Genomic DNA, 26,031 nt, shown 5'->3' with positions numbered 1-26,031 from the left:
CAGATCTCTAGGCTGATGCTTCATCTCCTCAACGACGGTGACTGTACCGATGGCTACGTACTATAACGCTTGCAAATGGTTGTCAAAGGACATCATATGCAACTTACTATCCTTTATAATACGAGCATGTTGTTCAGCATCGTTTGCGTCTAATTTGACTTCTGACGAAACACTTACTCTTAGCGCTGTTAACTGCCCTTGCCCATCACTGATGATAAATCCTGACGGTTTAATGTCATCTACGTTATTGGTGATTGCACTATTACTGGATAGGACGGATGCCCCTGCACAATCTGGCAAACTTACCTCATCAATCAACTCTCGAGTATATAAGTCATAAATTGCCGCACAGCCACCAATCGGAGTGGTCACACAAAGCAAATTACGGTCGCTATCGACGGCTACGCTTGCGATATATTGGTGAAAACGTTGCCATTGATTGTTTGGCATAGTCAGTGGTGTAAAATTAGCATCACCGCGCTGGTGAGTCAGTACCAATGGCACATTGATATGTTTCTCACCTTGGAACTGAATACCGATCATCACTGTGCCATTATCATGCATGGCTAAGTGGCGTATGCTCATCTGATTATGCTCGGGAGTCACTTGCTCAAGCAGTGTGCCATCATAACGATTCAGGTAGACCAGCGATGGTCGCATAGTATCTAAATTTAACTCTTCACGTGAGGCCTGCTCGGTTTTGATGCCCCCATTTGCAATGACTAGCGTTTCGCTATCAGGATGCATAATCAGTTCATGCGGGCCGATACCATAGGAGTCAAACTCTGCTACTTTTTTATAAGCATCATTGGCATCATAGATACCGATTTTACCTGCCAGACTCACTGTGTCATTCTCAGTTACGTAGAGCAAATTTCCATCTAAGCTATAACAAGCATGGCCGTAGAAATGACGATGTAGATCCGCTTTGATCGCATGTTGTACTTGTCCATTTGAGGTATCAAGCACCCAGAATTTTTCGCTTGGACGACGACCCATGACGACGACATCACGGCTGTGATAGGCATTGCTATGCTGAGCTTGAGCGTCCGTTACATTAATAGATACAGGCTGAACAACGATGTCGTGGACACGTTCAGGCATAGTCGTCTGCCAAACGATCTGTCTATCGGCATCAATACCTACCACGCCAAAGTCATGCTCATTTTGATTCAATGACGCGTTATTTTTTGGCATAGATGCAACACCGCTGACCCAGCGAACAGGCCGTGCGAGCATCGTCGTCGTATGCATAGCAGTAAGATCAAGCACGCCATTCTCATTATCATCTATAACATGATGGTAAGCTTGCTGCCACGTCACCGCTGCTTGCTGACAAGCATAGCGAAAACGTTTGAGGTTTGGCGTTGACCCAGCGCCCGACTGCAATGCTTGCAACTGCGCTCGAATACCTGTCACATAATCTTGCAGACTGGCATCTGGATGCTGCTGCTTACGATAACGATGGTGAATACCAACCAGCGCTGCTGTGCCGACTGCCGTGAGCATGGATGTCGTCAAAAGCTCACGGCTTACTGAACTGGCTTCTGGCTCATCTGATCTGTCATGACGCTCATCTTCTGACATCGTATGGCTTTTAGTCATAAACATCACTTAATCGCCATCGGTGCTATTAAAGCCCACACGAATACCCAGTGCTGGGATTAGCTCACGTTTAATCAAGCGAGTGACGGTAGTGAGATGGTCATATAGGGCCTGCTGATCATCTTTATTTGCAGTTGATAAATCTTCTGGCATTTGTGCCAAGAGGGTCGTTGTGTCAGCCAGTGCCGTCGATAGATTGTTAGCCACTGTGCTCTCATCATTGCTATTAAGTATCGCCGTCAATACGGGATCTGTCATGGCTTTATTGATGGCGTCTAGTTTCGCATTGATAATAGCGCGGCTTTGACCAGCAGTCGCCGCTGGTAAATGACCTTTTGCTTTACCCGTCAGACCGAGTGGCTGGTCAATGGCGTTAGATTTCATGGTCTCAACCAGTGACAGTAGAGAGTTGATCCACTGATTTAAACCTCTATCGCTCTCTGCTGTTTGATCTATCGCCAATAGCTCAGTCGCGTTTTGCTGCCAGTTTTTCTCGATGTCCTTTAGGCGTGTGCTCAAGGCACTACTCGCACTAATCACGTAAGCACATTGTCCAGCATTCAAGCTCTCATTGGCAAACAAGGCTTCTTCCAATCCTGGTACGCCTTGCACGATAGCGCTCTCGCCCGCGAGCTGCTCTGGCGTGAGTGTTGGATTGGCAGCAATCAAATCAGCCACGCCGCTATGTACGAGTCCGCGTTCATCAGGATAATAGTTGATGTACAAATTGCTCATACTGGCAGTCGCAGGACCAAAATTAATCATCTCAGCACTTGACCATGCTTGTGCCAATACTAGCCACTGCGCGCGTAATGCTTGTAGCTCAGCGCCGCTGACTGGTGCTTGCTGACAATGTTTTTGCGCCAATTCATTTAATAGATCACTTTGCTTTGCGGCATCAGCATATGCAGGAATCACAATGTCCTCTGCCACATGCGTCAAATACGTTTTTTGGGTCTCAGGACTGATATCTACCGCAACGATCTGCTCAGTGCTTTCCTTACTGCTTTCTGCTGTGCTGTCAGTAGCCATATTGTCTTTTGCAACTTCTTGACTATTCACTTCTGCAGATTTGTTGTCGTCGGCAGGTTTAACACAACTGATCAGCAGCCCGGCACTCAATGCAGATAGCGCCATCGCCAAAGCGTGATTTATTTTCATAGATTTCTCGGTAATGTTATAGGTAGTAATTTATAGCGTTTTTATGCTGACTTTATGATAGTGACTGTATTATAGCGACTTCAAGAACGCATTTAGCTCGGCGCGACCTTGCTTGTCTAATTTCAATACTTGTTGCTGTTGCTTTTCGGCTTCTCCGCCGTGCCAAAGAACCGCTTCCATCAGCGTACGAGCGCGTCCATCATGTAAAAACGTCGCTTGTGGATCAACCGTTTGCGCAAGTCCCACGCCCCAAAGTGCGGGCGTGCGCCATTCATAAGAATTGGCTAAAAACTCAACTTGAGCGTCTTTTGGTGGTAGCTTACCCGCGATGGTACGATCAGCGAGAGCATCACCCATGTCGTGCAGCAATAAATCGGTATAAGGATAAATCACTTGTCCATGCTGCTCAAGATGGTCATCGTCAGTTTTTGGCAACTGATATCTTGGTGTATGGCAGCTTTGACAACCCATGTCATAAAATCGTTTTTTGCCCGCCAGCACAAGCTTATCATCGGTATTGCGGCGATGCGGTACCGCTAAATTACGGGTATAAAACTCCACAAACTTGGCAACATCATCATTCACTTCCACAGGCGGTTTACCCTTGCCTTGCTCATCAGCGCCTGTTGTCGCATTTAAGCATGCGGTCTGTGTCGGCATACAGGATTCATGGGGACGAATGTTTGACGTCAAACCCATGTCTTCGTTAAAGGCACTTTGATTTTGAGTAATCAGTTTGGTTTGACCGGCTTTCCAGCCAAAACGTCCAAGCGCACGTTTGCCAGTCTGTGGATCCATCACCCAATTGAACTTACCACTAATGTCGCTATTACTCTTATTGCCTGCCTGTTTCTTAATATCATCATCAGGTATTTGCTCTAGTAGCCCAAGCCCAATCATAGGCAGTGCAACTCGCGGTGATACCATCATCGCGTCGTCAAAAGCGCCATAGCCAGGATTGGTCAAATTAAAGGTTGGCGCACGCAGTGTCTCAATATGCCCATCAGCAAAGGTGACTGGCTTATCTGTCCACTGCACCGCAATTCTGGCTTCAGCAGGTACGCCCTGAATACCGCGGTCTTGCAATTGTCCACCATACATAGGGTGAACAACCTTTTCAATGAGCGAGTCCTGTAACTGCTGACGTTGCTCATCCGTCGTTGCTGGCATCGATAGACGAAGCAATAAACTGTCCGCATCATCATCGGCGCTCATGGGCGCATGACCGCGTCCATCTTTGATATGGCAAGACTGACAAGCGGCAACGTTGAATAGCGCACCAAGCCCATCTCGACTGTCGGTACTGGCAGGAGCGACGACCCAAGGCTGCTTAAAGAATGCATTACCAATGAAAAACGAGCCCTTACGCGACGCTGTCAGGTTCGATGACGGCTTAGAGTAGCTTTCAGCACTGGTAATACTGATACCAGAGTCGCCACCTTGCTTGATCTCTTGCGGATCAAAGCTGACCAGTTGCTGCATCGGCACGCCAGCCAATGCTTCGATATTTTCGGCACGTTCAGAGGTTAGCGGTTGAGCTTTTCCACTGGTGCTTGCGCTGCTCTCATTATCCGAGGTCTCATTCGACACGCTATCAGCCGGTTGACATGCGCTCAGTGCCACCGTACCCATCATCATAAGTGCAAGTTTGGATGGCAAATTTTGTATTATGCTAGAGGAGAAAGGAAAAGCAGAGGATTTGGTATAAATGGCTTTCATAAAAATTAAATGCCTTGGTTTTAGAGTAGAACCATAAGAGTCGATAACGATTACATATCTAATAATCGACATGCTGGTTTGGAACACCGACCTATCAGTCTATTTTGATACTTGCAAAAATACGTTGCCGACCGTAATCGACAACGTATATATGAGATCCAATCTATATTTTTATAAAAGTGAGCCTTGTTACTTGATAACAGTTGGCTCAGCATGATGAATATAATAAAAAGCCTTTAATCATCAAAAATGCGCTTAAAACTGTGACCCTGCATCGGCATCAAGATTATCAATACCAACGGCTTTTGCCGCGTTTTCGATACCAGCGGTCAGTTCTTGCAAGCTATTAATACCCGCCTCTACCCAGCCGCGACGGATATTTTGTTCTTCAGCAGAGATGCCTTCTTGACTCGCTTGACCAACCGTTGCAATCATTTGGTCAATTTTGATGCCTTCTTTCTCACCTTTTTGGGTGATAACGTTGAAGGCACCTTCGACTTTACTAAAGTCAGCAGCCAATTTATCAGCTTCCTCTACATGACCGCTGTCAACGAGATAGTCTTTAATGCCATAGCCACCGACTGTTTTACCAGCGACTGTCTGGTAGCTACCATTAAAGACATTTTGGATACCGCGGGCATTATTGGCATAGCTCAGATGCGTCAAGTCACTAAAGCATTCATGCTCATCTTCGGTAGACCCTGTAACAAAAGCAACCTGCATACGCTCAGAAGCCAACTCACCCAATGCTAAACTACCCATTTGGTACATAATCTGACGCAGGCCATTGTCATATTTACGCGCCATCAAATCACTGCGTAAAGTATTTTCGGTATCAGGCTGCCACTGAGCTTCCATTGCGGTCAAATCATCCACCAGTAGTTGAGTGGCGGCTTTTAAGAACTCACCGCGGCGCTCACAAATACTGACATCTTCATTGACCGTATCACCGCTGGTACATTGTCCAGCTTCCGTCATATAGTCGGTGACTGGGCGATTACCCGCGCCTTCTTTTACGCCATTGGTGTCTTGACCCCATAGCATAAACTCAATCGCATGGTAGCCAGTCGTTACATTGGCTTCGCTACCACCGATCTCGTTCATTTCTGCAAGCAGCTCAGGTGTAATTGTACTGGTATCTTGCTTGGTACTACCGACCGTAATGCTGTCGCTATTGATGATGTTTTCTTGACTGTTGTACTCACCTTGATAGTCATCACTGACATAATCAATCAGCGCTTCATCCAGTGGCCAAGCATTGATCTGACCTTCCCAGCTATCGATGCTATTAATCGCGCGCTTATCATTTGCAGTCACAAACCCTTCATCAAAACGGAAAATTTCCGTCTGTGAGTACGGCTGGCGCGCAGCTTTATAGGCAGCTTTTGCCGCATCAAGGTTGGCTTGAGTTGGCGTTGCGACATAGGTATCTACCGCTACTTGTAATGCCTTAGCAGTATCTAGCGAGTCTTCATAGGCGGCGTGTGCCATGTTTGCATAGCTGATAACCAGTCTATCAATATGTGCTTTTTCGGCAGCTGATATCTCTGTATTGTCGCCTGTTTCTGTGCTTACAACCTCTGTCTGCGTCTCAGTAGCAGCAGTGTCTTCTTCGGTTTTTTTGGTACAGCCCGATACCATTAACAATCCTGCAAGTGCAACAGCTAAAGTAGTTGGTAAAATCTTACGGCGTGTTTCTGTGGTAATCGTCATACAAATCCTCAAAGAGATAGCAAAATTCGTTTTGGTTAAATGGCTTCCATCATATCGATTATCAAATCACGCCTTAATCAGCTGATTTGATCGCATATTATCAAGCTTGTAACTATTCAGTAATAAAACACTAACAAATTATAGTGTTATTGATAATCATTATCAATACTTAATTTTATATTAATAATCATTAATCTTTATGATGATTTTATAAAATGTTATCAAACGCTAAACGAGCACTATTTAGTTTTAAAGAGCAGACATTATACTCGCACTATTCTGACTATCGAGTTTGATGAATCAAAATTTAGCGCACAAAAAAAGAGCCAGCATATTGCTGACTCTTTTTGCTAGATAAGTGCGTGAAAATCATTCGCACCTACCAAATAGCTATATAAAATTGTCGATTAGTTGACGCTTTGTGGTGCATTAACCGTTAGCTCAACACGGCGGTTTTGCTGACGACCAGATTCAGTGTTATTAGTAGCAACTGGACGTGACTCGCCATAAGCAACTACGTTGATACGGTTAGAAGCAACACCGCGAGCAGTTAGGTAGTTAGCAACTGAGTAAGCACGGTCACGTGACAGACCCATGTTGTAAGATGCTGAACCTTGGCTATCAGTGTGACCAGCAATCGTGATTGTGTTCTGGTTATACTGATTCATGGTTGAAGCAAGCTTGTCTAGCGTTGGCTTGAATGATGAGTTAAGTGTTGCATCATCAAACGAGAAAGTGATGCTACCTGGCATAACAAGATCAATGTTACCAGTGGTTGGGTTTTGGTTAACAGTCACGCCTGTACCAGCCATTTGCTGCTCAAGCTGACGAGCTTGACGCTCCATGTAGTAACCAACGCCAGCACCCAATGCAGCACCGATAGCAGCATCACGACCAGTTTTGTCGCCACCTGTTGCTTTTGAGATAGTTGCACCACCTGCTGCACCAACCAAACCACCTAGAGCCGCTTTGTTCAAACGTTGCTGTCCAGTGTTTGGATCAGTCGTACAACCGCTAAGTGCTAGACCTGATGCTACTGCTGCAATTAATAATGTATTACGCATGATATTTCCTCTATAAGTTTAAAAATATTATAAATCGTGCTTTATCAAGATTGTCCGTTAATCTTATTAAGTACTTATTTACTTTCGTCATTATTATGGCAATTACAATCTAACTCTGTGTAATATTTTGTCACACCTATGTATGAGAAGTGCAGATTAACTTTGCGGTATTTCTTAGCATCTAAACTATCTAATACCTGTTCCTTGTTATCACTAGTCACGTTTACACTCGTACACTGCGAAACGTTTCTGCTAAAATTATGTAGCCAAGTTTCTCATCGTCAAATGACCGCTGTATCAGGGATTAACCAGCAACGCTTCTATGATTAGCGCTTAGTCCACTAGATTATTGGTCATCAATCATATGAGCAGTTTTGGCAATATTTGAACACATCGACTTGTGAAATATATGGCTTACTTATTAATTAAACTGAACCAAGAGGATCAAGCATGCGACTGACATCCACCATTCGAAACCTGCATAAACGCACGCCTAAACTGGGCAAAGCTGTTTCTCTAGCCACGGCAACAGGCGTCATTGCAGCAAATAGCTTCGGTGGTAGTATTCCTTTGTGGTTAATGGGTGTCGGCAAGGTCATCACGGGTGCGCCTATCGCAGATAAAGCGGTCATCAAAATCGCGACTTATTGGATCAGCAGCAACAGCGCCCTAATCGATGACATGCTGCCTCGTAAAGACTGGCGTATTAGCTTACCGGATGATATCCGTATCGATGGTAAATACCTTCTGGTCAGCAACCATCAATCTTGGGTCGATACCAGCATCGTGCAATACATTGGCGAAAAGCGCCTGCCATTGACGCGTTTTTTTACTAAGTTTGAGCTGATCTATATTCCTATCGTTGGGCAAGCTTTTTACTTTTTAGATTTCCCCATGATGCGCAGGCACTCCAAAGAAGCCATCGCCAAAAACCCTGCACTCAAAGGCAAAGATATCGAAGAGGCCAAGCGTGCCTGTGCCCTTCTAAAAGATAAGCCATTTACCTTGCTAAACTATCTAGAAGGCACCCGCTTTACTAAGGCCAAACATGCCAAACAGCAGTCTCCTTATACGCACTTGCTAAAACCACGAGCTGGCGGCTTATCCCTTGCGATCAATGCACTGGGTGAAGATATCGATGGCATACTGGATGTGACCATCGTCTATCCTGACGGTGTGCCAAGCTATAGTGATCTGTGGAAAGGCAATATCAAACGCTTGGGTGTGGATCTAAGATATATCGATATACCAGATGCGTTGTTTAAGGGAATTAAGCAAGGCGGCTATGAAAATGATGAAGAAATAAAAGCGCAGATGTTTGATTGGGTTGAACACATCTGGCGTCAAAAAGATCAGCGTATCACCGATATGCTGGCTGATTTTGAGACAAGCCCTGAAACCAGTCCTAACACTCAAGATATTTGATAAAGCATGCCCTTTAATATAAAGCATTAAATACGTTATATACAGGCACAATAATTCATAGCAAAATAAGTCATAAAGGCGAGTAGTATTCGCAATGAGTTATGGAGTAATCGACCAAAATAATGCTGATAATAATAAGCGAGCATTTTATTTGCGATGCTCGCTTTATAGGTTATAAACTATTATGCGTAAATTTTAATCGCAGATGGGTTGTTTTTTAGCCTTATTCATTGATAATGTGACTAATCATGAACTCATAAATTTTTGATGGTTATTTTTGAATCCTCATTAAAAATTTACTCATTTTTTGTACCATTTATCACTTATAAGGTATGACTGTGCCCGCCTCTCCTCCTCCTAGCCCGCCTCTTACGACCGCACCGGTGTCGCCTCATCTTGCAACCAGTGAGCCGCCAAGACCGGATCGCCCGCAGCCAAGTCGCCTAAAGCTCACTTACGACATCGTAATGATCATCGCCATCAGTATTGATTTATTACTGATCAGTATTGACGCGGTACTGATGAGCGATTTTAGTAGTAATGCTGCACAATGGCTGTCAGTCAGCGAGGGGCTCAACTGGTATCAGGCTACCTTGCATGAGCCGTTACGTACCGCGGGTGGGTTTTTTACTATATTTTTGGTTGGTGAGCTGCTGTTACGCTGGGCGATTGCAATCAAAGAAAAAGTCTACTATCGCTGGTTTTTCTTTCCTTTTGTCCATTGGTATGAAGTCTTGGGCTGTTTTCCGCAACTGCGTTTGTTACGGTTATTTAGAGCAGTCGTTATCGGGCGTCGGTTGTACCAGCTAGGCTATCAAGTACTACCGCAGCCATGGATCAACCGTATCAAGTTCTATATTGATCTACTACTAGAAGAGCTATCGGATCGTGTGATTTTGACGACTATCCAAAACTTTAGACAGGAATTGACCAATCCTGAAACGCATAAATCATTCATTGAATCAGCCATCACACGTAACCGTGCTGAGATTGAAGCGGCCGTATTATCTATCCTTCGCTCCGAGCTTGCGCCAAAATTGCAGGAGCTGACTGCCTCATCAGGTGGCGGCAGCATGTTGGCTAGCGACATGGGCAACGCCATTGAAGAAGGCTTAGCCAATACCCCTGAACTACGACGCTATTTGCGTATGATACCTATTGCTGGTCATTTGATTGAATCACAGCTACAGCATGTCGGACATAACATTGGTGAAAATGTTGTTTATGCGTTAAATAAGCGCCTGCTTGATCCTGAGCGCCTCGACTCATTGATGGTCGCTATTGCCAGTGGTATCGCCCAAATAGATACCGATAATACTGCGCTTGATACATTGATTTCGAGTATCATTGATGACAGTTTGACTGCATTTGAAGCGCAAGTGAAAGTACAGCAATGGAAACACCAAGACATGCTAAATCTATAGTATGTCTACTAACATGACACGATAATAAAAATGACACCGTGAATACAGTGATAGAATTATTTTAAGGGTTTATATATGACAGTTTCAGACAATAATAATCAGACTGCAAGCGCAGCACCAGCCTTGGCCCTATATGGCAAGATGCTGACTTTTTCACGTTTACAGTTCAATACCAGTGATCTAGGCGCTATTGAAGCCCAGCTTGCTGAAACGCTGAGCAACAAATCCAGTAATATCCCAATCCTTATCGATAGCGCGGTCGAGCAAGATTTGTCTGCTTTAGTAGAGTTGCTATGGTCATGGGGGCTGCAACCTATCGGTGTGGTGACAGGCCTACTTGATGATCAAGCGCGCGAGCAACGTTTGGCCATATTTCCAGCAGATGGTAAACGTATCGAACGTATCGTACCTAGCAAAACAGCCCCTACACCGTCCAATAAACCCAAAGAAGATAATGGCACAGAATCAGCCAACGCTACTAGCACCGAGAGTGCGGCAAATATACCTGCCACTGAAACCACCATCTCTAGTCTTCCAGATGAGACATTATTAAGTGCTCAGCATATAACCAGTCTAATCTATGACCAAATGCTGCGCTCAGGACAAAGCTTAAACCATGTTGGCGGCGATTTGATTTTGACCAACAGTGTCAACAATGGTGCTGAGGCAATCACTGACAATAGCCTGCATGTCTATGGGCGTGCGCAAGGTCGCTTGGTTGCAGGTGCAACGGGCGACAAAGATGCCCGCATTTTTTGCCAAGTTTTCAATCCTTCATTGGTTTCTGTTGCTGGGACATATTGCTTACGAGACAATCTGCCAGATCACGTGATAGACAAACCGGTGCAAGTCAAGTTTGTGGAAGGTGAAGGGCTAGTATTTATCGTGATGGATGAAGCTTAACGATTACTCGGTTAAAAATAATAAACGGTTAGGTGATTGTCTAGTAAAGTAAAATGGGTAAGGTAAGCCGTAATTATATAAGCTGCTGTGTCAGATAAATAAAACAAGATATATCAAATTAATCGTTACAATTGAGCTATTATTAAGTGTTGGCTCTAACGTTATTTGCCGTATATTTAAATAGCTATCAAACGGCTAAAAATTATCGCTGTTAACTGTGAAATTTATAAGCAAAAGCCCTTTATAGCTGATATCTCAGTTGTTTTTTTGCTTTAATATAGACTTGCTATAAATCCTTGTATATTTATGCTAGGCTAGCTTCGCAGATAGTACATATATAGTTAGTAGATAAATACCATGCAATTGTGCTATTTATATAAAAGATATCCCATTGATTCATAGGAGTGTGCCATTGTGGCGAAGATAGTTGTAATCACTTCAGGTAAAGGCGGTGTGGGCAAAACCACGACAAGTGCCTCTTTTGCCGCTGGTTTAGCATTGCGTGGCTATAAAACGGTTGTAATTGATTTTGATGTAGGTCTACGTAATCTAGACTTGATCATGGGTTGTGAAAACCGAATTGTTTATGATTTCGTTGATGTCATCACCGGTAGCGCACGCTTGTCGCAAGCACTTGTCAAAGACAAACAGCTTGAAAACCTGTATATCCTTCCTGCTAGTCAGACGCGTGATAAAGACGCATTGACGGATGAAGGTGTCGCAGAGGTCATGACTGAGCTGTCTAAACAGTTTGACTATATCATCTGTGACTCACCTGCTGGTATCGAGCGCGGTGCACAGTTGGCCATGTATCACGCTGATGAAGCCATCATTGTTACCAACCCTGAGATCTCTTCAGTACGTGACTCGGATCGCATCATCGGCATCTTGCAAAGCCAAACGAAAAAGGTCGAAGAAAACCTAGGCTCTGTACGTGAGCACTTGGTCATCACTCGTTACAATGCAGAACGTGCTGCTGCGAACGAGATGATGGACATTGATACTATCTCTAATGATATTCTAAAAGTACCATTACTCGGCGTTGTGCCTGAGAGCCATTCTGTGCTCGAAGCATCGAACCACGGCGAGCCTGTTATTCATTATACCGACTCTGTTGCTGGTCAATGTTATGATGATATCGTCGCCCGTTTCTTAGGCGAAGAGCGTCCACTACGTCATATTGATGTGAAGAAAAAGAGTTTACTACAGCGCTGGTTTGGGGGTTAATGATGACTAAGAAAAAAGGATTTTGGAGTAGCCTATTTGGTACTGACGATAGCAGTAGCGCAGGCAGTGCCAATCTAGCTACCGAACGTCTTAAGGTTATCGTAGCTAGCGAAAATCGTCTAAATAACCGCCTAACGGTTGATCGTATCGAAAAAATGAAACGTGAAATCTTAGAAGTGGTCAACAAATATGTGAATGGCGTGCAGATTGATGATGTCAATATCAATCATCGCTCGGAAGATAGCTTGGATGTATTAGAGATGAACATCAATTTACCTGAACACAAAAAGTAAATTTGTAATCAGACCTTTAGACAGCAAGCACTTTCATTTATCACTTAAAAAGCCCTAAGTAATGTACTTAGGGCTTTTTTGCATCTTTAAGTTTATTGGTACGGCGTGATGTATACATCGTCCGAACATTGATCAATGGCAGATCATTTCATACGTGATATTAAATTATCTTTTTTGATAAACTGATGATACAAGGCAGCACCAATATGGAGCGCTGTAAAGCCAATAATCATCGGCCAAATAATATCGGTATGTAAATCATTATAAAAGCGTGCCAAACTCCTATCAGGAGTCACAAACACGGGTATTTGGAATAAACCAAAGATATCGACAGGACGACCACCATATACCGTCATCAATAAACCAGCAAGTGGCATAGCGATCAGAATGGCATAGAGAGCAAAATGCGATAACTTAGAGACCAACGATTGCCATTTTGGCATTGGTATTGATGGTGGCGCTTTGGTAAAGACGCGGTTGATAACTCGCGCAATCATCCAAAACAACAAGCTTATCCCAAACGCTTTGTGAAATCCGATATATAGATTGCTATCGAGATTTTCATACAGCAATATCATTACCCATGTGATCAACAATAAAACTGCACTGATCCAATGAAATATACGACTGCTGAGCGACCATTTTGATACATTAGAATTATTCATGAGCGGCTCTATAGTTTTTATTAAGCATTATTTATAATTGATATTATATATAGGACAGCAACTCATTCAATAACAAACAGTAATCAGCATTGCTCGGGTACTACCTATGAGGTGAAGCATAACTGAAACTTAGACGAGAATCTAGTTATCTAAATTAACCAAATGATGCGCAATTTTGTCTAAGTCTGGCACCAAATAAACATTGTCGTCAATCATAACAGTCTGATACAGATAAGAGAGCACAACGTTTTCGTCAGACTGACCTTCTGTTTTATCAACACCAGTATCCGCAAACTGCTCAGGAAGCTCTGTATCTTTGACGTCAGAAATACGGGCTTGTAATTGGCGCAGTTCACCTACCGTTTGCAAAGCAAATCGATGCTCGGTGGTATTGCCCTCTAGTACGATAGTTTTCTCTGGTGTTCTATCTTGCGGTAACAAGTGAAAGACAGCAAGATTTTGCTCTTGCCACTGATACGTAGATATACGCTCTTGATAATCCTCTATGCTCAAAATCAAACTGCTCGGAATGATCCAATCAGGTTGGTTAGATGCTGGCACGATAGTCACATCAAGCATACCATTATTCGTGGTCAGTAAGCTTACCGCTTCAAATGAGTGTTTCAAAATTTGTTTCATACGTCGCTCACAATCAGTTAGCGTGAATGGCTTGCTGCCCTTTCACCAATATAATCAGTCAGTTTTTTTGCCAAATCTGTCGGACTACCAACGAAACCACAATACCCTGAATCAATAATAGCCTGAGGTTGACTCGGACATGCACTCAGACTAGGGTCTTGCGCCCACAACTGGCTGTTGTTGTCTTGAACCATGTCTAAATACTGAGAGCCATCATTACCCATGCCCGAAAATATAATATTGATTAGATCGCTACCATAAACATCGCTGGTATTTTTAAGAAGCTGACCAATAGCAGGCTTATACTCACCGCTCCACGCTTGCTCCAACAGTATCACCCGACCTGCCGAATCACAGACAATCTGCTTATCGATCGGTGCTATGAGACATTGCCCTGCTCGCAAACGCTGCGAGGAAGCGATAACTTCACAGCGCCAATCATTATGGCGATTGAGTATCCTTGGTAACGTACCAATCATAGTCTGATTGAAGTGATGCGCCAATAAAATGCATACTGGCAGTGTCGCTGGCACATTATCTAAAAACTCTTTTATCGCACTAGGACCACCCATAGACGCACCCAAAAACACGACATATTGCCAACTTCTTTCAGCATCATCACTCTTATGAGCAGCAGTATCCAGTAAGGTTGGTAACGCCAGCAGTTTCGCCAGTTTACGTTTTAACTTACGCTGCCATTTGGCATATTGCTGTGCTTCGTTAAGATAGGGTGCCTGACTAAAACCCACCAAGACAGCAGCAGATTTGGAAGCTGTCGTTGCGGTTGCAATACTGTCATCATAATCACTGTCTATGAGCCAAATATCGATATCTACATTAGACAGCTCACTTTTTTCTTGCCACTGAGCCCATGACACACAGCCGACAAGCGTGAAACCGCAGCTACGTACGGTGTCCGAAAAAGCTACACGCTGGCGATGATCTTCTGCCACCACCAGCACTTTAATCTCATTATTATTTTTTTGTCGCAGTGCTAAAACACGTGCATTATCCTTCATTAGTTAGGCTGACCTCTTCACCAAGTAGTCTTTGGATTTTTTCAAGCAACTCTTTTTCTTGGAATGGCTTACCCATGTAGTCGTTTACCCCAATCTCTAGAGCACGCTCACGATGCTTTTCGCCAGTACGTGAGGTAATCATAATAATTGGAATATGCTGTAATCGACTATTGAATCTGACCTGAGTCGCCACCTCAAAGCCATCCATACGCGGCATCTCAATATCCAGCAAGATCATATCTGGCGTCGTGTCTTGTAATATCTCGAGCGCATCGATCCCGTCTTTTGCAACGGCCACATTAAACCCTTGACGCTCCAAGAAACGAGAGGTCACTTTACGTACGGTCACGGAGTCATCGACTACTAACACCGTCGATTTGGACTCTATACGTCCTCGATTAGCGCTGGCAGATTTCGAGCTGTTCTTCACTAACTGCGCATTTCGCATTAACGCAATCAAATCCAAAATGAGCATTACCGAACCATCGCCCATAATAGTAGCAGCTGAAATACCTGGTATATTCGATAATTGCTGGCCTAGAGGTTTCACAACCACTTCAATACGTGATCCTGCAATCTGATCAACTTGTAGTGCGATGTTTTGTCCCGTACGGTTTTTAATAATAATCAGCGGCAAACTGGTGTTGGTATTGACGACCAGCTCATTCAGTTTATTACCTGATAGAATCTCATTTAGATAGCGAACTCGGTATTCGGTATCTTCAAAGTTCAGGGTGGCAGCGTCTGACTGATAGTAATCATATAGCTTTTCTGGGTTGACGCGCACCACGCGCTCAATCTGCACCAATGGTATGGCGTAGTAGCGATCTGCTGCGCGCACGACCAAAGCGTCAGACACAGCGACGGTCAATGGCAAACGCATCGTGAAATTAGAGCCTTTGCCAAGCTCTGAAACAACCGAGACGGAACCACCTAATTGACGGATTTCACTGATCACAACGTCCATGCCAACGCCGCGGCCAGAGATCTGTGTCACTTGCTTACTGGTACTCAGCCCAGCATTGAAGATGTATTGCATGATATCAAGATCAGATAGACTGTCATCGTTTGCATCAATCAGACCTTGAGAGATAGCTTTATTGCGTACTGCCTCTACATCGATACCACGGCCATCATCTGATAGTTGGATGACAATCTCGCTACCTTCTCGATGGACCTCCAGCGTAATATGTCCACTACGTTCTTTGCCTGCTTTGAGACGCGTCGAGGTCGCTTCGATACCGTGATCGACAGCGTTTCTTAGCATATGCTCAAGCGGTGAAGTAATACGTTCTAGAATGGTTCTATCCATCTCATCATCAGCATTAATGATGGTCAACTCAACGGATTTGTTCAACTCATTAGCGGTCTGACGAACAATACGCTCAAGACGAGGTGTCAGACGCGTGAATGGCACCATACGCGAGTTCATCAGCCCATCTTGCAACTCAGTCTGTGTTCGCGATAGCTGTAGCAGCAGGCTTTCACTATCACGTGTCTTTTCTAATAAAGTATGGTTGATATCAACCAAATCCGAGGCAGATTCTGTCAATGATTTTGATAATTGATTCAGTGAAGAATACTGATCCATTTCTAGTGGATCGAAATCCTCATTATCAATGAGCTCATCATCTATCTGTGACAAAATCTGAGCTTCAAGCTCAATCTCCATACGGCGTAACTGATCTGCCAGTCGCTGTACCGTAGTACCCATCTCTTCAATACTGTTAGTCAAGCTACTAATACCCATATCAATACGGGCGCGGTTAATCGCTGACTCACCAGATAAGTTAATCATATGCTCAATCAGACCACCTGAGATACGAATCATTTCATTACTACTAGTACTGTCGTCGTCCTCATTAGTGTTACTGAACATAGATGGCATCTCGCTAATATCTTTTTCAAGATAGTGAGAGTCTTGATTTTCTTTAGCAATCAAAATTGCTTCGCGCTGAGACTGTAGAGATTCTTTAGGAACTTGTTTGAGACTATCAGGATTTCTCCCAAACTGCTCTAACGCCTCGATTAATAGTGCAGGCGTTGGTGGATTCACATTTTGTTGAAGAATAAATACGGCATCAGCAAGCCAATCATGACTGGCAACTAGCAACTCTAATACTTTCTGAGTAGGCGGGCGACGGTTACTCACAAAGTCTGTATAAACCGACTCCATCTCATGAGCCAAATCAGCAATACCGGACGCAGTCACCATTCGGGCACCGCCCTTAATGGTATGCAGATCTCGCTGAAGCGCTTGTAGTGCTGTGGTATTGTTTGTGTCGTTTAAGAACAAGTGCAGGTATTTATTGCGATTGGTAAGCTCTTCTGCCTCTTCTAAGAACACCGATAATATGTCTGGATCAGGCAACCCATTAGCCCACGACTGCTTAATCATGGTATCTAGGCTGAGCAATTCTGATATTTCGGTACTGTTATCGGCCTCATCAGCCACTACGTTTTGAATGTCTGGTTCAAAATAGTTTTTCGGTGCTGGTATGATCAGCTCTACCGTTTCTGGTAAGGTTTTTGCCTTTTCAAGTACTTTTAACTGCTCAATAAGCTCTGAGGTAAAAAAGGATTTTTTATGATTCACGATATGCATTACTTGTTGCGACATCGTGTCTTGCACCATTTGCATAATCTCGAGCCACTGTGTCGTCGGCTCTCGTCTATTTTCTACAAAAGACTCATAAACACTTTCTGCTTCGTGAGTTAGATCACCAATACTACGAATGCCAGCCATCCGTGCGCCACCTTTAATGGTGTGCAAATGACGCTGTAATACTTTTAGCGAGTTGATATTAGTAATATCGTCACGCCATTTATTGAAACTTTCATCTAGCGCGTTATCAAGCTCTTGAGCTTCTTCTAAGAAAATCTCTAATAGCTCAATATCCGTATCAATCGTTTCAAATTGGATTTCAGGTGCCGAAATAGCTCGAACGACAAAGCCTTCGTCGTTATCGTCAAGGTTATCATTTTGATAGATACCTTGTAGCTCACTCATTACCTGCTGGTCTATTTTCAGTGACGTACTACCAGCTAGCGCATCGAATAGACCAATCAACTGGGCATGGCCCGACAGTAGAATAGATTGGATATCTCTATCTCTCGCTTTATCGATATTATCACTCAGGTAGCTATAGGCATTACCAAGCTCATTTAGAACGGTAATGAATTTTGGAAATGCTTGAGCTTTATCTGTTAAGCAGGTGATTTGTGCAATTTGCTGCGCGATATAGTCTTGACTGTGTTCTGTTTCAGCATGACCAAGCGCTTCTTCTAACTCCCACTCAGCATCTAATAACGTATCGATATTATTATCTAATAGCTCTTCTATCGTTGGTTTGCTATCAGTAACAACGCTCGCATCAGCATCACTAATGACATACTGCTCAGCCAGCATTGCTTGCAATGACACTATGTCTTGCTCTTGCTGACTGTATGAATCTTCTACTATGACACTACGCTGCTGAATATTTTGTTTGTAGCTACGTAAATAACCATTTATCAGCTTGGCAGACTGCGCTAAAGCCTCTAGATGTTGGGCACTCATCGCTGTATCTTGCTGCTGCAATAGCTCCAAACTATGCTCTATCGTTGCGCTAACTTCGCTGATAGCAGCCAAAGCCCTGGAGCCAGATGCAGCTCGTAATGTGTGGAATGCACGTACTATTTCATCCGTTATCTCAATAAGCTGCTGATCTTGATTGTCGCTGACAAATTGATCAATGTGATGAAGTAACTCTTCTGCTTCATCAATAAATATCTTACAAAATGCTTTTTCTTCTTCGCTTTGGGATGTTAGAACGACGGTTGCCTCTGCCATTTTTTCGTTGACAGAATGAAAGGTCTGTAACGTCATGTCTATCGCTTCATTAGTCTCATCATAGGTAGGATTGGCTTCGTCTATGCTAGTCGCCAATACGGGCTCTTGCGCTGCGTCATCTTCAGAATGGCTTGTTGCTTGCTCATATAAACGAGAGTAACTAAACGCATCACCCTGTTGCTTACTATAGGCATTGGCGCAGGCAATCCATAAAGGCACTAAAGCTGGATAATCTTGGCTATTATTTTCAAATGCTACTAACATTTTAGGATAAGCGGCCAATACGTCTGACATTAGTTGACCCATATCGCTTGAGACAACAACACTATGATCCAATACGCGATTAAGCATATTCTCTATCGCCCATGCTAGCTCGGCGGTGTAGTTAGCGCCCACCATGCGACCAGAGCCTTTTAGGGTATGAAAACCGCGACGGATATCTTTTAAGGCGTCTAGGTCAGTCGATGCTAGCTGCCAACCTTCATATAAAGGTACGATTTCGGCAAGTACTTCCTCGGCCTCTTCTATAAATATCTCTTTAATATCAGGATCTGCATCATTTGCATCGGCTGCTAATTGCTCGGTTTCTTGCATAAACGGAACAAGTACTGCTGGAATCTCTAAACCAGATAGCGATGCTGGTACATTTGTATTATTGCTTTCAGAATCTGTTCCTGCAGCATCATCAACGCTCGAAAGTAATGTTTCTAACGATAAATCATCCATTGAATCAGAGTCATTGATACCTAACGCTACTTCAGCTGATGTTTCAGTGATTCCAGTCTCATATAGATCTAAACCAGCATTGACAGGCTGCTGCGCCATTAGGTTACTACTTTGTAGAATAGTAATAGCAGGATCAGAGCTCGGTGATTGTTGTGCGGCAAAATCTGTCAGTAGCACTGGCAAACGTTCCGCTGTCTCTATCACCAGACGTACGACATCGTCTGTTACAGGGAGTGTCTTATCCAACAGACGGTTAAGTAGGTTTTCTATTGACCATGCCATCTCACTGATACTAAAAGCACCAACCATACGGCCTGAGCCTTTTAGCGTATGAAAACTTCTACGCACCTCAGTCAATGGTGTTAAATCTTGTGCATCCTGCTGCCAAATAGGCAGAAAATCCTCCAGATCGTCAATGACTTCAGTGACTTCTTCGATAAAAATATCACGAATCTCTTCATCAACTTCAAAGTTGTCAGGCTTGACTTGTTCACGAGCACGCAGCAACGCGTCACTCTCTACATTAGGACTCGTATCAGTGGTATCTTGCGCTGCTATCACCGTTTCATCATCTGAACTGATCACAGGTGCGATCTCACCACTATCATCATAACGAAGCACATTCATCGCGACTGGCTTTTGCGTCAGCCATGTCTCGTTAATCGTTTCTGGTGATGTCACATACGCATGAAGAAGCTGTGATGCTTTCGCTGCATACTCATTTGCCTGCGTCAGTAAGTTTTGATCAAAGACTTGCTGCGCAAGATAGTCAAGTAACAATTCAATCGAGGTCAGACTCTCTGCCAAGGCTTGGGTCACATCCCAGCTAAGTACAGCAATCTCATGAGTGAGCAGTTGCGTGAATATACTACCTATATTTTCTATCGTCTCTCTAATGACTGGCAGTCCCATATCATCAAAAGCATGGGCAATTTTGTCAAAGTCAGCAATGGCTGTTAAAGACTGGATATCTTGACGTTGTATATACTCGTTAAAGCTTTCCTTGATTTCTTCAACGGCAATACGTAGCTCACGTAAATCACTGTCAGTAGAAACTGACTCATGTCTACCTTCACCCTTTACATCACTGATATCGAACGCTTCAGGTACAATAGCAAAAGAAGCAGCAGCGCCGATTTTGAGTGATATTGCCTGTTCGGTATCATAAATAGCACTATATAGCTCTTGTAGCTTGCGCTCGATGTGCCATTGCTGCTGCGTAAACTCTGTCTCTGATAAACGTGCTTGTTCTAAATCTGCAAGGATTGATTCAACTTGCGACGCATATTGTACCCAACCTCGACTCTTAAGCTGGCTCTTTATATGTCGTAGAGGATTTGCTAGCGTGTCTGGCTTATCTAGATTAAAGATAAAGGTCTCAATCTCGCTGAGTAGTCGCGTTAAAAAACGTGAGGTCGCAGGCCCGTGCTGTGATATGTCATTAAGGATAGATTGAGTTCGCTCACTACTACTCTCTAAATAGCTGAGCTGGACATAGACACTGGTGATTAAGCTTTTGACAAGGCTCGAAGATAACTGGGCTGGCTGAGTAGCAGATTCTATGACGCAATCAAGCTGACCTAATAGTGGCGCATAATATTCAGGTAACGGCGCTTCATTATGAGCAAGATCACTCAGCCACAATTGAGTCAAGTACCATAGGCGCTGTAACTCATGGTCTTGAGTGGTCTGCCATAGATATTGGCTAACTTTTTCTAAAATTTGTAGAACGGGTGCCTGATTGATATTGGCAACCAGCAATTTTTGTACTTGCTGTCGCCACACCAGTAACATCTGCTGATAGTGCTGATCTTCCAAATTGGTCGTGACATTACTCGTGGGTACTGCGATATGAATGCTGTTGACAATATCTTCGTGAATATCATCGTTATTTCGATGATCGTGCTGGGTATCAGTAGCATCTATAAACGCGTCTGCTTCCACACCTCGTTGCGACAGTATCTGAGCAAGCTCATTAGTCGCTTTATTTATTAGAGCACGGTTGTATTTGCCTACACGCGCATATTGGTTAAGCGCATGTTGTAACAACTTATGAGAAAACTTGCCTATTTGACAGTCTCTAGTAGACAGATCATCACTCTCTCCCAAGCTCGCCATAAGGCTCAACTTATGGGCAAGATCTGCTAGTAGCGGCAAGCGAATCATCGTCAGCGCGCCGCTAACTTGATGGTAGTGCGATGTCATCTGTTGATAACTGTCGATGTCAGCACCTGATTGCCAGCCATCAGATATCTGTGATAATTGCTGATTGAGCAGTGGCGACAACCACTCAAGCGTCGCTATGTCATTGGGCTGCTTTTTCATAGGTTTATCCTAACTCGTCTAGGCACTAATTTAGGCACTAATTTTTTGCCACACATTCACTTGTGGGTGCGCAATACGGCGCATATTCGAAGGACGCCAAAACAACGCCTCACCTGGAGCCAATATAATATATCCCTCTATCGCACACTGCTCTGATAGCCGTGCCAAAATATCACGCTGATCAAACTTACGAAAATACAGCAGCATATTTTGGCAGATAATCACATTTTGGAGGTGCGAAGTGGGTGGTTTTTGTTCAATAACATTGTGTAGAGCAAAGCTAACATAAGGTCGTAAAGCCGGCGCTACTTGCCAATCAACGTGAGTATTGATAGACCTTTCTGCTTTAATAGAAGCATCAGCCATACTCAGCTCATTGCCTGCATTCTTAGTAATCAAAGAGTGAACAAACTGCTGACAATTTTGAGGAATTAATGACTGCTGCCGTTTATCATATTGTCCTAGCCGCGCGTTTGTAATCGCTTGCTCGCTCACATCTGTTCCCAGTATCACATGATTGGACAACTGCGCGGCTGTCAGACTCATAGCCAGCGACCAAGTCTCTTGCCCACTTGCACAACCAACACTCCAAATGCGAAATGATGTATCCGTTTTATTTGCTCGTTGATAATTTGCTGCATATTTTGTGACAAAGGTTATAGAAGGTTTATGGCGAAAAAAGCGACTCTCATGGATCAGCACCTTATCCAACAACTGCTGGCGAATCTCATTATCTTTAGGCAACTGATGCCATAGCTGCTGAGTAGTGAGTCCATTTAACGTTGCTGTATGATCAATGGCATTGGTCAACCACTGCAGCTGCATATTTGGCAATATAAAGCCAATCTCTTGTTCTATGTATCGTTGCCACTGCTGCAAATTAGCGCTATCGCCCTGTATCATCTCATCACCCCATACAGGTTCAAATGTATTAAATAGAGCCTTTTTTGCTTGTGTAGGATTGTTCACGTCACCTGCTATTGTCACTGCTGCACGGCATCAGTACCTGTACAGCATTTTAATTAAAACCTTATACAAAAAAACGTATTAATACCGCTTTAACATTCAAGCTAAAAGGTTAGACAATTTCTGATAAGGTTTGTTCAGAATGAATCATTTCATCATCTAATAACTCATCATCGTTCGATACTTTAAAGCCAGTAACAGATTCTTGTAGTGCGGCAGCCATTTCACTCAACTCACCAATAGAACGTGCTGTGGCAAGCGTACCAGATGAGGTTTGTGAAGTAATATCTTGAATGATATTCATAGTATGAGAAATATGGCCAGCAGATTCAGCCTGCTGTAATGCAGCATTTGAGATGTTCTGAATCAAATCAGCCAACGTGTTAGAAACGCTCTGTACTTCTTCTAGTGCTTCACCAGCATCTTTTGCCAAACGAGCACCACGTACTACTTCAGATGTCGTCGATTCCATCGACATAACAGCCTCATTAGTATCCGCCTGAATGGTTTTTACCAATGTTTCAATCTGTTTGGTCGCATTCGCTGAACGCTCAGCCAGACGCTGAACCTCATCAGCAACAACCGCAAAGCCTCGACCGGCCTCACCTGCCATCGATGCCTGAATGGCGGCGTTCAATGCCAATACGTTGGTTTGGTCTGCAATATCGTTAATCAAGCCAACGATATCACCAATCTCTTGCGAAGACTCACCAAGACGTTTGATACGTTTCGATGTCTCTTGAATCTGATCACGAATAACGTTCATACCTTCAATCGAACGCTGTACAACTTCTGCCCCATTATAGGCAATGGCAACTGAACGCTGAGCAACCGTCGCAGACTCTGACGCATTATTCGAAACTTGGTCAATTGACACGGTCATCTCATTAATAGCGGCTGATACGCCAGCAATTTCTTGCGCTTGATGTTCAGAAGCTTCAGCAAGCTCAACAGCGTTCATCTGCGTTTGATCTGAAGACTGTGCAACTCGGTCAGCGGTGCTGTTAATAACCAAGACCAATTGACGTAATTGGTCAATTGCGAAGTTTACTGAGTCGGCAATTGCCCCTGTAAAGTCTTCTGATACGGTAGCATTGACAGTCAAATCACCTTCTGCCAAATCACCCAACTCATCAAGTAGGCGTAGAATAGCGATCTGGTTACGTTCGTTTTCTTCTTGAATTTGACGAGCTCGTTCAGACTCTGCTTCTGCTTCTTGACGGCGGCGTAACGTTTCTTTTTCAATCAGTAAACGCTCCGATCCACCACGTTGCTTGAGCAACTGATATGAGGCAAACATAATGCCCACGGCTCCGACTGCAAATATCGCCGCCGGTAAAACAACCGATTGATCAAAGCTATCAAAGTATTGACTTACCGTTGATAGGGAGTTGATCAGCCAAATCAGACAAGCCAAACTTAATAGCACAAAAAATCCTAATAACAATTTCCATGTACTATCAGAGCTTTTGCCATCTACTGCTGTTTGGCCCACGCCAGCTACAGGTTTTCTTTTAACATCACTCATCTTGCGTATTCCTTTCAAACAATCGTCAAAGTCTTATCGTGACTGACTTTGACAATCTTATTGTTATCAAAACAATGATTAGCAAAGCCTGTATAAATACTGACATCTCACTGTATCGTGTCAGTCGCTATCAATCTGTCGTTACCGAATAAATAGGTCTTCTATTATCGATTACTATATTGCAGCATCTGAATACTGCAGATCCTGTGCCAGCAAGCTTGGCATGAAAACGTACCACTCTTGCTCGTCTTTCAAAAACTTACCATGGTTATAAGGTGCAAATGGTGAATTGGAATCAATCGCTTCTGGGCGATATTGTTCCTGAGTGAACTGTTCGATACCAAGCACTTGATCGACCAGTAGCCCCGAAAAGTTATTGTCATGATCGATTACAATAACTTTGCGCTGGCTTAGCTGTGACAAACGACTTGGCACTTGTAAAAAGTGTGACAAATCCGTCAGAGGTAGTAATCGTCCGCGAATATTGGCAATACCTAGCATCCAAGGCTTTACTAGAGGTAAGCTAGTATATTCTGGCATGGATAATACCTCTGATACCTGACCCATAGGGGCAACTAAGCGCTGCCCACCAATCTCAAATACCACCCCTTGCCAATCAAACTCTTGACCACCGCGGCGACCACTTTTGCGCGCACGTGCCAAATCTGCTAGACGCAGAAGCTCAATAAATCCTCTAGAGGCCACAAGTTACTCCATCACTTTGCGAATCATATTGACCAATCCATTTTCATCGACTGGTTTATTCATATACTCTTTGGCACCTTGACGCTTGCCCCACACTCTATCAGTTTCTTGATTTTTGGTACTAATCATAATGACAGGTATATGAGCGGTGGTTTTACCACGAGTGATTTTTCGCGTAGCCTGAAAACCGTTCATTTCTGGCATGACCACATCCATTAAGATGACATCTGGCAGGTGATCAGCTGCCATCTGACAGCCCTGCTCGCCATTTGATGCTTCTAATACTTGAAAATTATTTTTGGAAAGCATGTCGCGAAATTTCGCCATTTCTGATGGCGAGTCGTCAATGACTAAAACGGTAGTCATAGGATTTTCCTTTATTTTCTAAAATATCTATGAAGATATATTGTTGATAAAAAGATTGAAAATGATGCCCAACAACTTATTCGTGATTTATTTTTATGCTAGTCACTTAGATAGTGAGTCATTATTTTTAATCTTAGCAATCACTATATTTGAGTCTATAGAGCTGACTAACGGTATTGGTTAATCGCATTAAAGAGCTCATCTTTACTAAATGGTTTGGTCAAATACTCATCAGATCCGACGATGCGGCCACGGGCTTTATCAAATAAGCCATCTTTAGATGACAACATAATCACGGGTTTATTAGCATAATCAGGGTTATTTTTTATGAGTGCACAAGTCTGATAGCCATCTAAGCGCGGCATCATGATGTCGACAAAAATAATATCTGGGTTGTTATCAACAATTTTTGCTAAGGCATCGAAGCCATCTATAGCGGTTACGACTTCACAACCCGCTTTTTGTAGCAAGGTTTCTGCGGTACGGCGAATGGTTTTTGAATCATCAATCACCATTACTTTTAAACCTTCAAAATTATTTTCCATTATCATTATCCTATGAACGACTATTTATTCGTAACGCTCTCTGTCTATATAAAGCTCTAACGATCATCTCAAATCATGATATCAGTCAATGTTAGACCAATACAAAAGACTAAGATTTTATTAGACATTTTATGACAGTGAATACCTTTTATCAGTGTCTGCCCATCAAACACAGCGTCAA

General features: G+C 43.5%; 18 protein-coding genes and 1 pseudogene. 5 read left to right on the top strand and 14 right to left on the bottom strand.

Features of this window, described 5'->3' with window-relative positions:
- Nucleotides 1-60: 60 nt before the first annotated feature.
- The 5 genes from ACHUET_RS07570 to ACHUET_RS07550 all read right to left on the bottom strand — a co-directional run bounded on the left by ACHUET_RS07570 (nt 61) and on the right by ACHUET_RS07550 (nt 7,262).
- Nucleotides 61-1,605 (bottom strand): DUF1513 domain-containing protein, encoded by a 1,545-nt coding sequence (locus ACHUET_RS07570; protein WP_394211868.1) that lies wholly within the window; start codon nt 1,603-1,605, stop codon nt 61-63.
- Nucleotides 1,606-1,614: 9 nt separating this feature from the next.
- Nucleotides 1,615-2,766 (bottom strand): imelysin family protein, encoded by a 1,152-nt coding sequence (locus tag ACHUET_RS07565; protein WP_394211866.1) that lies wholly within the window; start codon nt 2,764-2,766, stop codon nt 1,615-1,617.
- 69 nt (nt 2,767-2,835) lie between these two features.
- Nucleotides 2,836-4,485 (bottom strand): di-heme oxidoreductase family protein, encoded by a 1,650-nt coding sequence (locus ACHUET_RS07560; protein WP_394211864.1) that lies wholly within the window; start codon nt 4,483-4,485, stop codon nt 2,836-2,838.
- A gap of 255 nt (nt 4,486-4,740) precedes the next feature.
- Entirely contained in the window at nt 4,741-6,198 is a 1,458-nt protein-coding gene (locus ACHUET_RS07555; protein WP_394211862.1) for an imelysin family protein, read from the bottom strand.
- Between the two features lie 407 nt (nt 6,199-6,605).
- Nucleotides 6,606-7,262 (bottom strand): YiaD family glycine zipper/OmpA-like lipoprotein, encoded by a 657-nt coding sequence (locus ACHUET_RS07550; RefSeq protein ID WP_201597918.1) that lies wholly within the window; start codon nt 7,260-7,262, stop codon nt 6,606-6,608.
- Nucleotides 7,263-7,712: 450 nt separating this feature from the next.
- Here ACHUET_RS07550 and ACHUET_RS07545 point away from each other — a divergent pair, with 450 nt between their 5' ends.
- The 5 genes from ACHUET_RS07545 to minE all read left to right on the top strand — a co-directional run bounded on the left by ACHUET_RS07545 (nt 7,713) and on the right by minE (nt 12,534).
- Nucleotides 7,713-8,687, top strand: coding sequence for an acyltransferase (locus tag ACHUET_RS07545; RefSeq protein WP_394211860.1), 975 nt, complete (start codon nt 7,713-7,715; stop codon nt 8,685-8,687).
- A 332-nt stretch (nt 8,688-9,019) separates the two neighbouring features.
- Nucleotides 9,020-10,111 carry a hypothetical protein gene (locus ACHUET_RS07540; protein ID WP_394211858.1) on the top strand — a complete coding sequence of 364 codons (1,092 nt, stop codon included), beginning with the start codon at nt 9,020-9,022 and terminating at the stop codon, nt 10,109-10,111.
- Between the two features lie 75 nt (nt 10,112-10,186).
- A complete protein-coding gene (gene minC / locus ACHUET_RS07535; protein WP_201597910.1) occupies nt 10,187-11,014 on the top strand; it encodes a septum site-determining protein MinC in 828 nt (275 codons plus the stop codon).
- Nucleotides 11,015-11,428: 414 nt separating this feature from the next.
- A complete protein-coding gene (gene minD / locus ACHUET_RS07530; RefSeq protein ID WP_058025481.1) occupies nt 11,429-12,241 on the top strand; it encodes a septum site-determining protein MinD in 813 nt (270 codons plus the stop codon).
- 2 nt (nt 12,242-12,243) lie between these two features.
- The gene (gene minE / locus ACHUET_RS07525) at nt 12,244-12,534 is read left to right on the top strand and encodes a cell division topological specificity factor MinE (RefSeq protein ID WP_201597908.1); all 291 of its coding nucleotides are present in this window, start codon (nt 12,244-12,246) and stop codon (nt 12,532-12,534) included.
- 143 nt (nt 12,535-12,677) lie between these two features.
- Here minE and ACHUET_RS07520 read toward each other — a convergent pair whose 3' ends face one another.
- The 9 genes and pseudogenes from ACHUET_RS07520 to pilG form a co-directional block, all read right to left on the bottom strand.
- Nucleotides 12,678-13,199 carry a cytochrome b gene (locus ACHUET_RS07520; RefSeq protein ID WP_394211855.1) on the bottom strand — a complete coding sequence of 174 codons (522 nt, stop codon included), beginning with the start codon at nt 13,197-13,199 and terminating at the stop codon, nt 12,678-12,680.
- A gap of 141 nt (nt 13,200-13,340) precedes the next feature.
- Nucleotides 13,341-13,838: a hypothetical protein gene (locus tag ACHUET_RS07515; protein WP_394211853.1), complete on the bottom strand. Its 498-nt coding sequence runs from the start codon at nt 13,836-13,838 to the stop codon at nt 13,341-13,343.
- A gap of 17 nt (nt 13,839-13,855) precedes the next feature.
- Nucleotides 13,856-14,857 carry a chemotaxis protein CheB gene (locus tag ACHUET_RS07510; RefSeq protein WP_394211851.1) on the bottom strand — a complete coding sequence of 334 codons (1,002 nt, stop codon included), beginning with the start codon at nt 14,855-14,857 and terminating at the stop codon, nt 13,856-13,858.
- A complete protein-coding gene (locus ACHUET_RS07505) occupies nt 14,847-21,740 on the bottom strand; it encodes an Hpt domain-containing protein (protein WP_394211849.1) in 6,894 nt (2,297 codons plus the stop codon). Before ACHUET_RS07505 ends, ACHUET_RS07510 begins: the two co-directional genes overlap by 11 nt.
- Before the next feature lie 30 nt (nt 21,741-21,770).
- Nucleotides 21,771-22,709, bottom strand: a complete 939-nt coding sequence (locus ACHUET_RS07500; protein WP_394211847.1) for a CheR family methyltransferase — start codon at nt 22,707-22,709, stop codon at nt 21,771-21,773.
- Nucleotides 22,710-22,818: 109 nt separating this feature from the next.
- A pseudogene (locus ACHUET_RS07495) lies at nt 22,819-24,105 on the bottom strand (methyl-accepting chemotaxis protein); the annotation flags it as partial.
- Nucleotides 24,106-24,408: 303 nt separating this feature from the next.
- Entirely contained in the window at nt 24,409-24,939 is a 531-nt protein-coding gene (locus ACHUET_RS07490) for a chemotaxis protein CheW (protein ID WP_371532879.1), read from the bottom strand.
- A 3-nt stretch (nt 24,940-24,942) separates the two neighbouring features.
- Nucleotides 24,943-25,305 carry a response regulator gene (locus ACHUET_RS07485; protein WP_201597892.1) on the bottom strand — a complete coding sequence of 121 codons (363 nt, stop codon included), beginning with the start codon at nt 25,303-25,305 and terminating at the stop codon, nt 24,943-24,945.
- A gap of 167 nt (nt 25,306-25,472) precedes the next feature.
- The gene (gene pilG / locus ACHUET_RS07480) at nt 25,473-25,850 is read right to left on the bottom strand and encodes a twitching motility response regulator PilG (RefSeq protein ID WP_394211844.1); all 378 of its coding nucleotides are present in this window, start codon (nt 25,848-25,850) and stop codon (nt 25,473-25,475) included.
- Between the last annotated feature and the right edge of the window lie 181 nt (nt 25,851-26,031).

It is taken from the genome of Psychrobacter piscatorii, assembly GCF_043641605.1.
Taxonomy (GTDB): Bacteria; Pseudomonadota; Gammaproteobacteria; order Pseudomonadales; family Moraxellaceae; genus Psychrobacter; species Psychrobacter piscatorii_C.
This window is presented reverse-complemented; position numbering and strand designations above follow the sequence as displayed.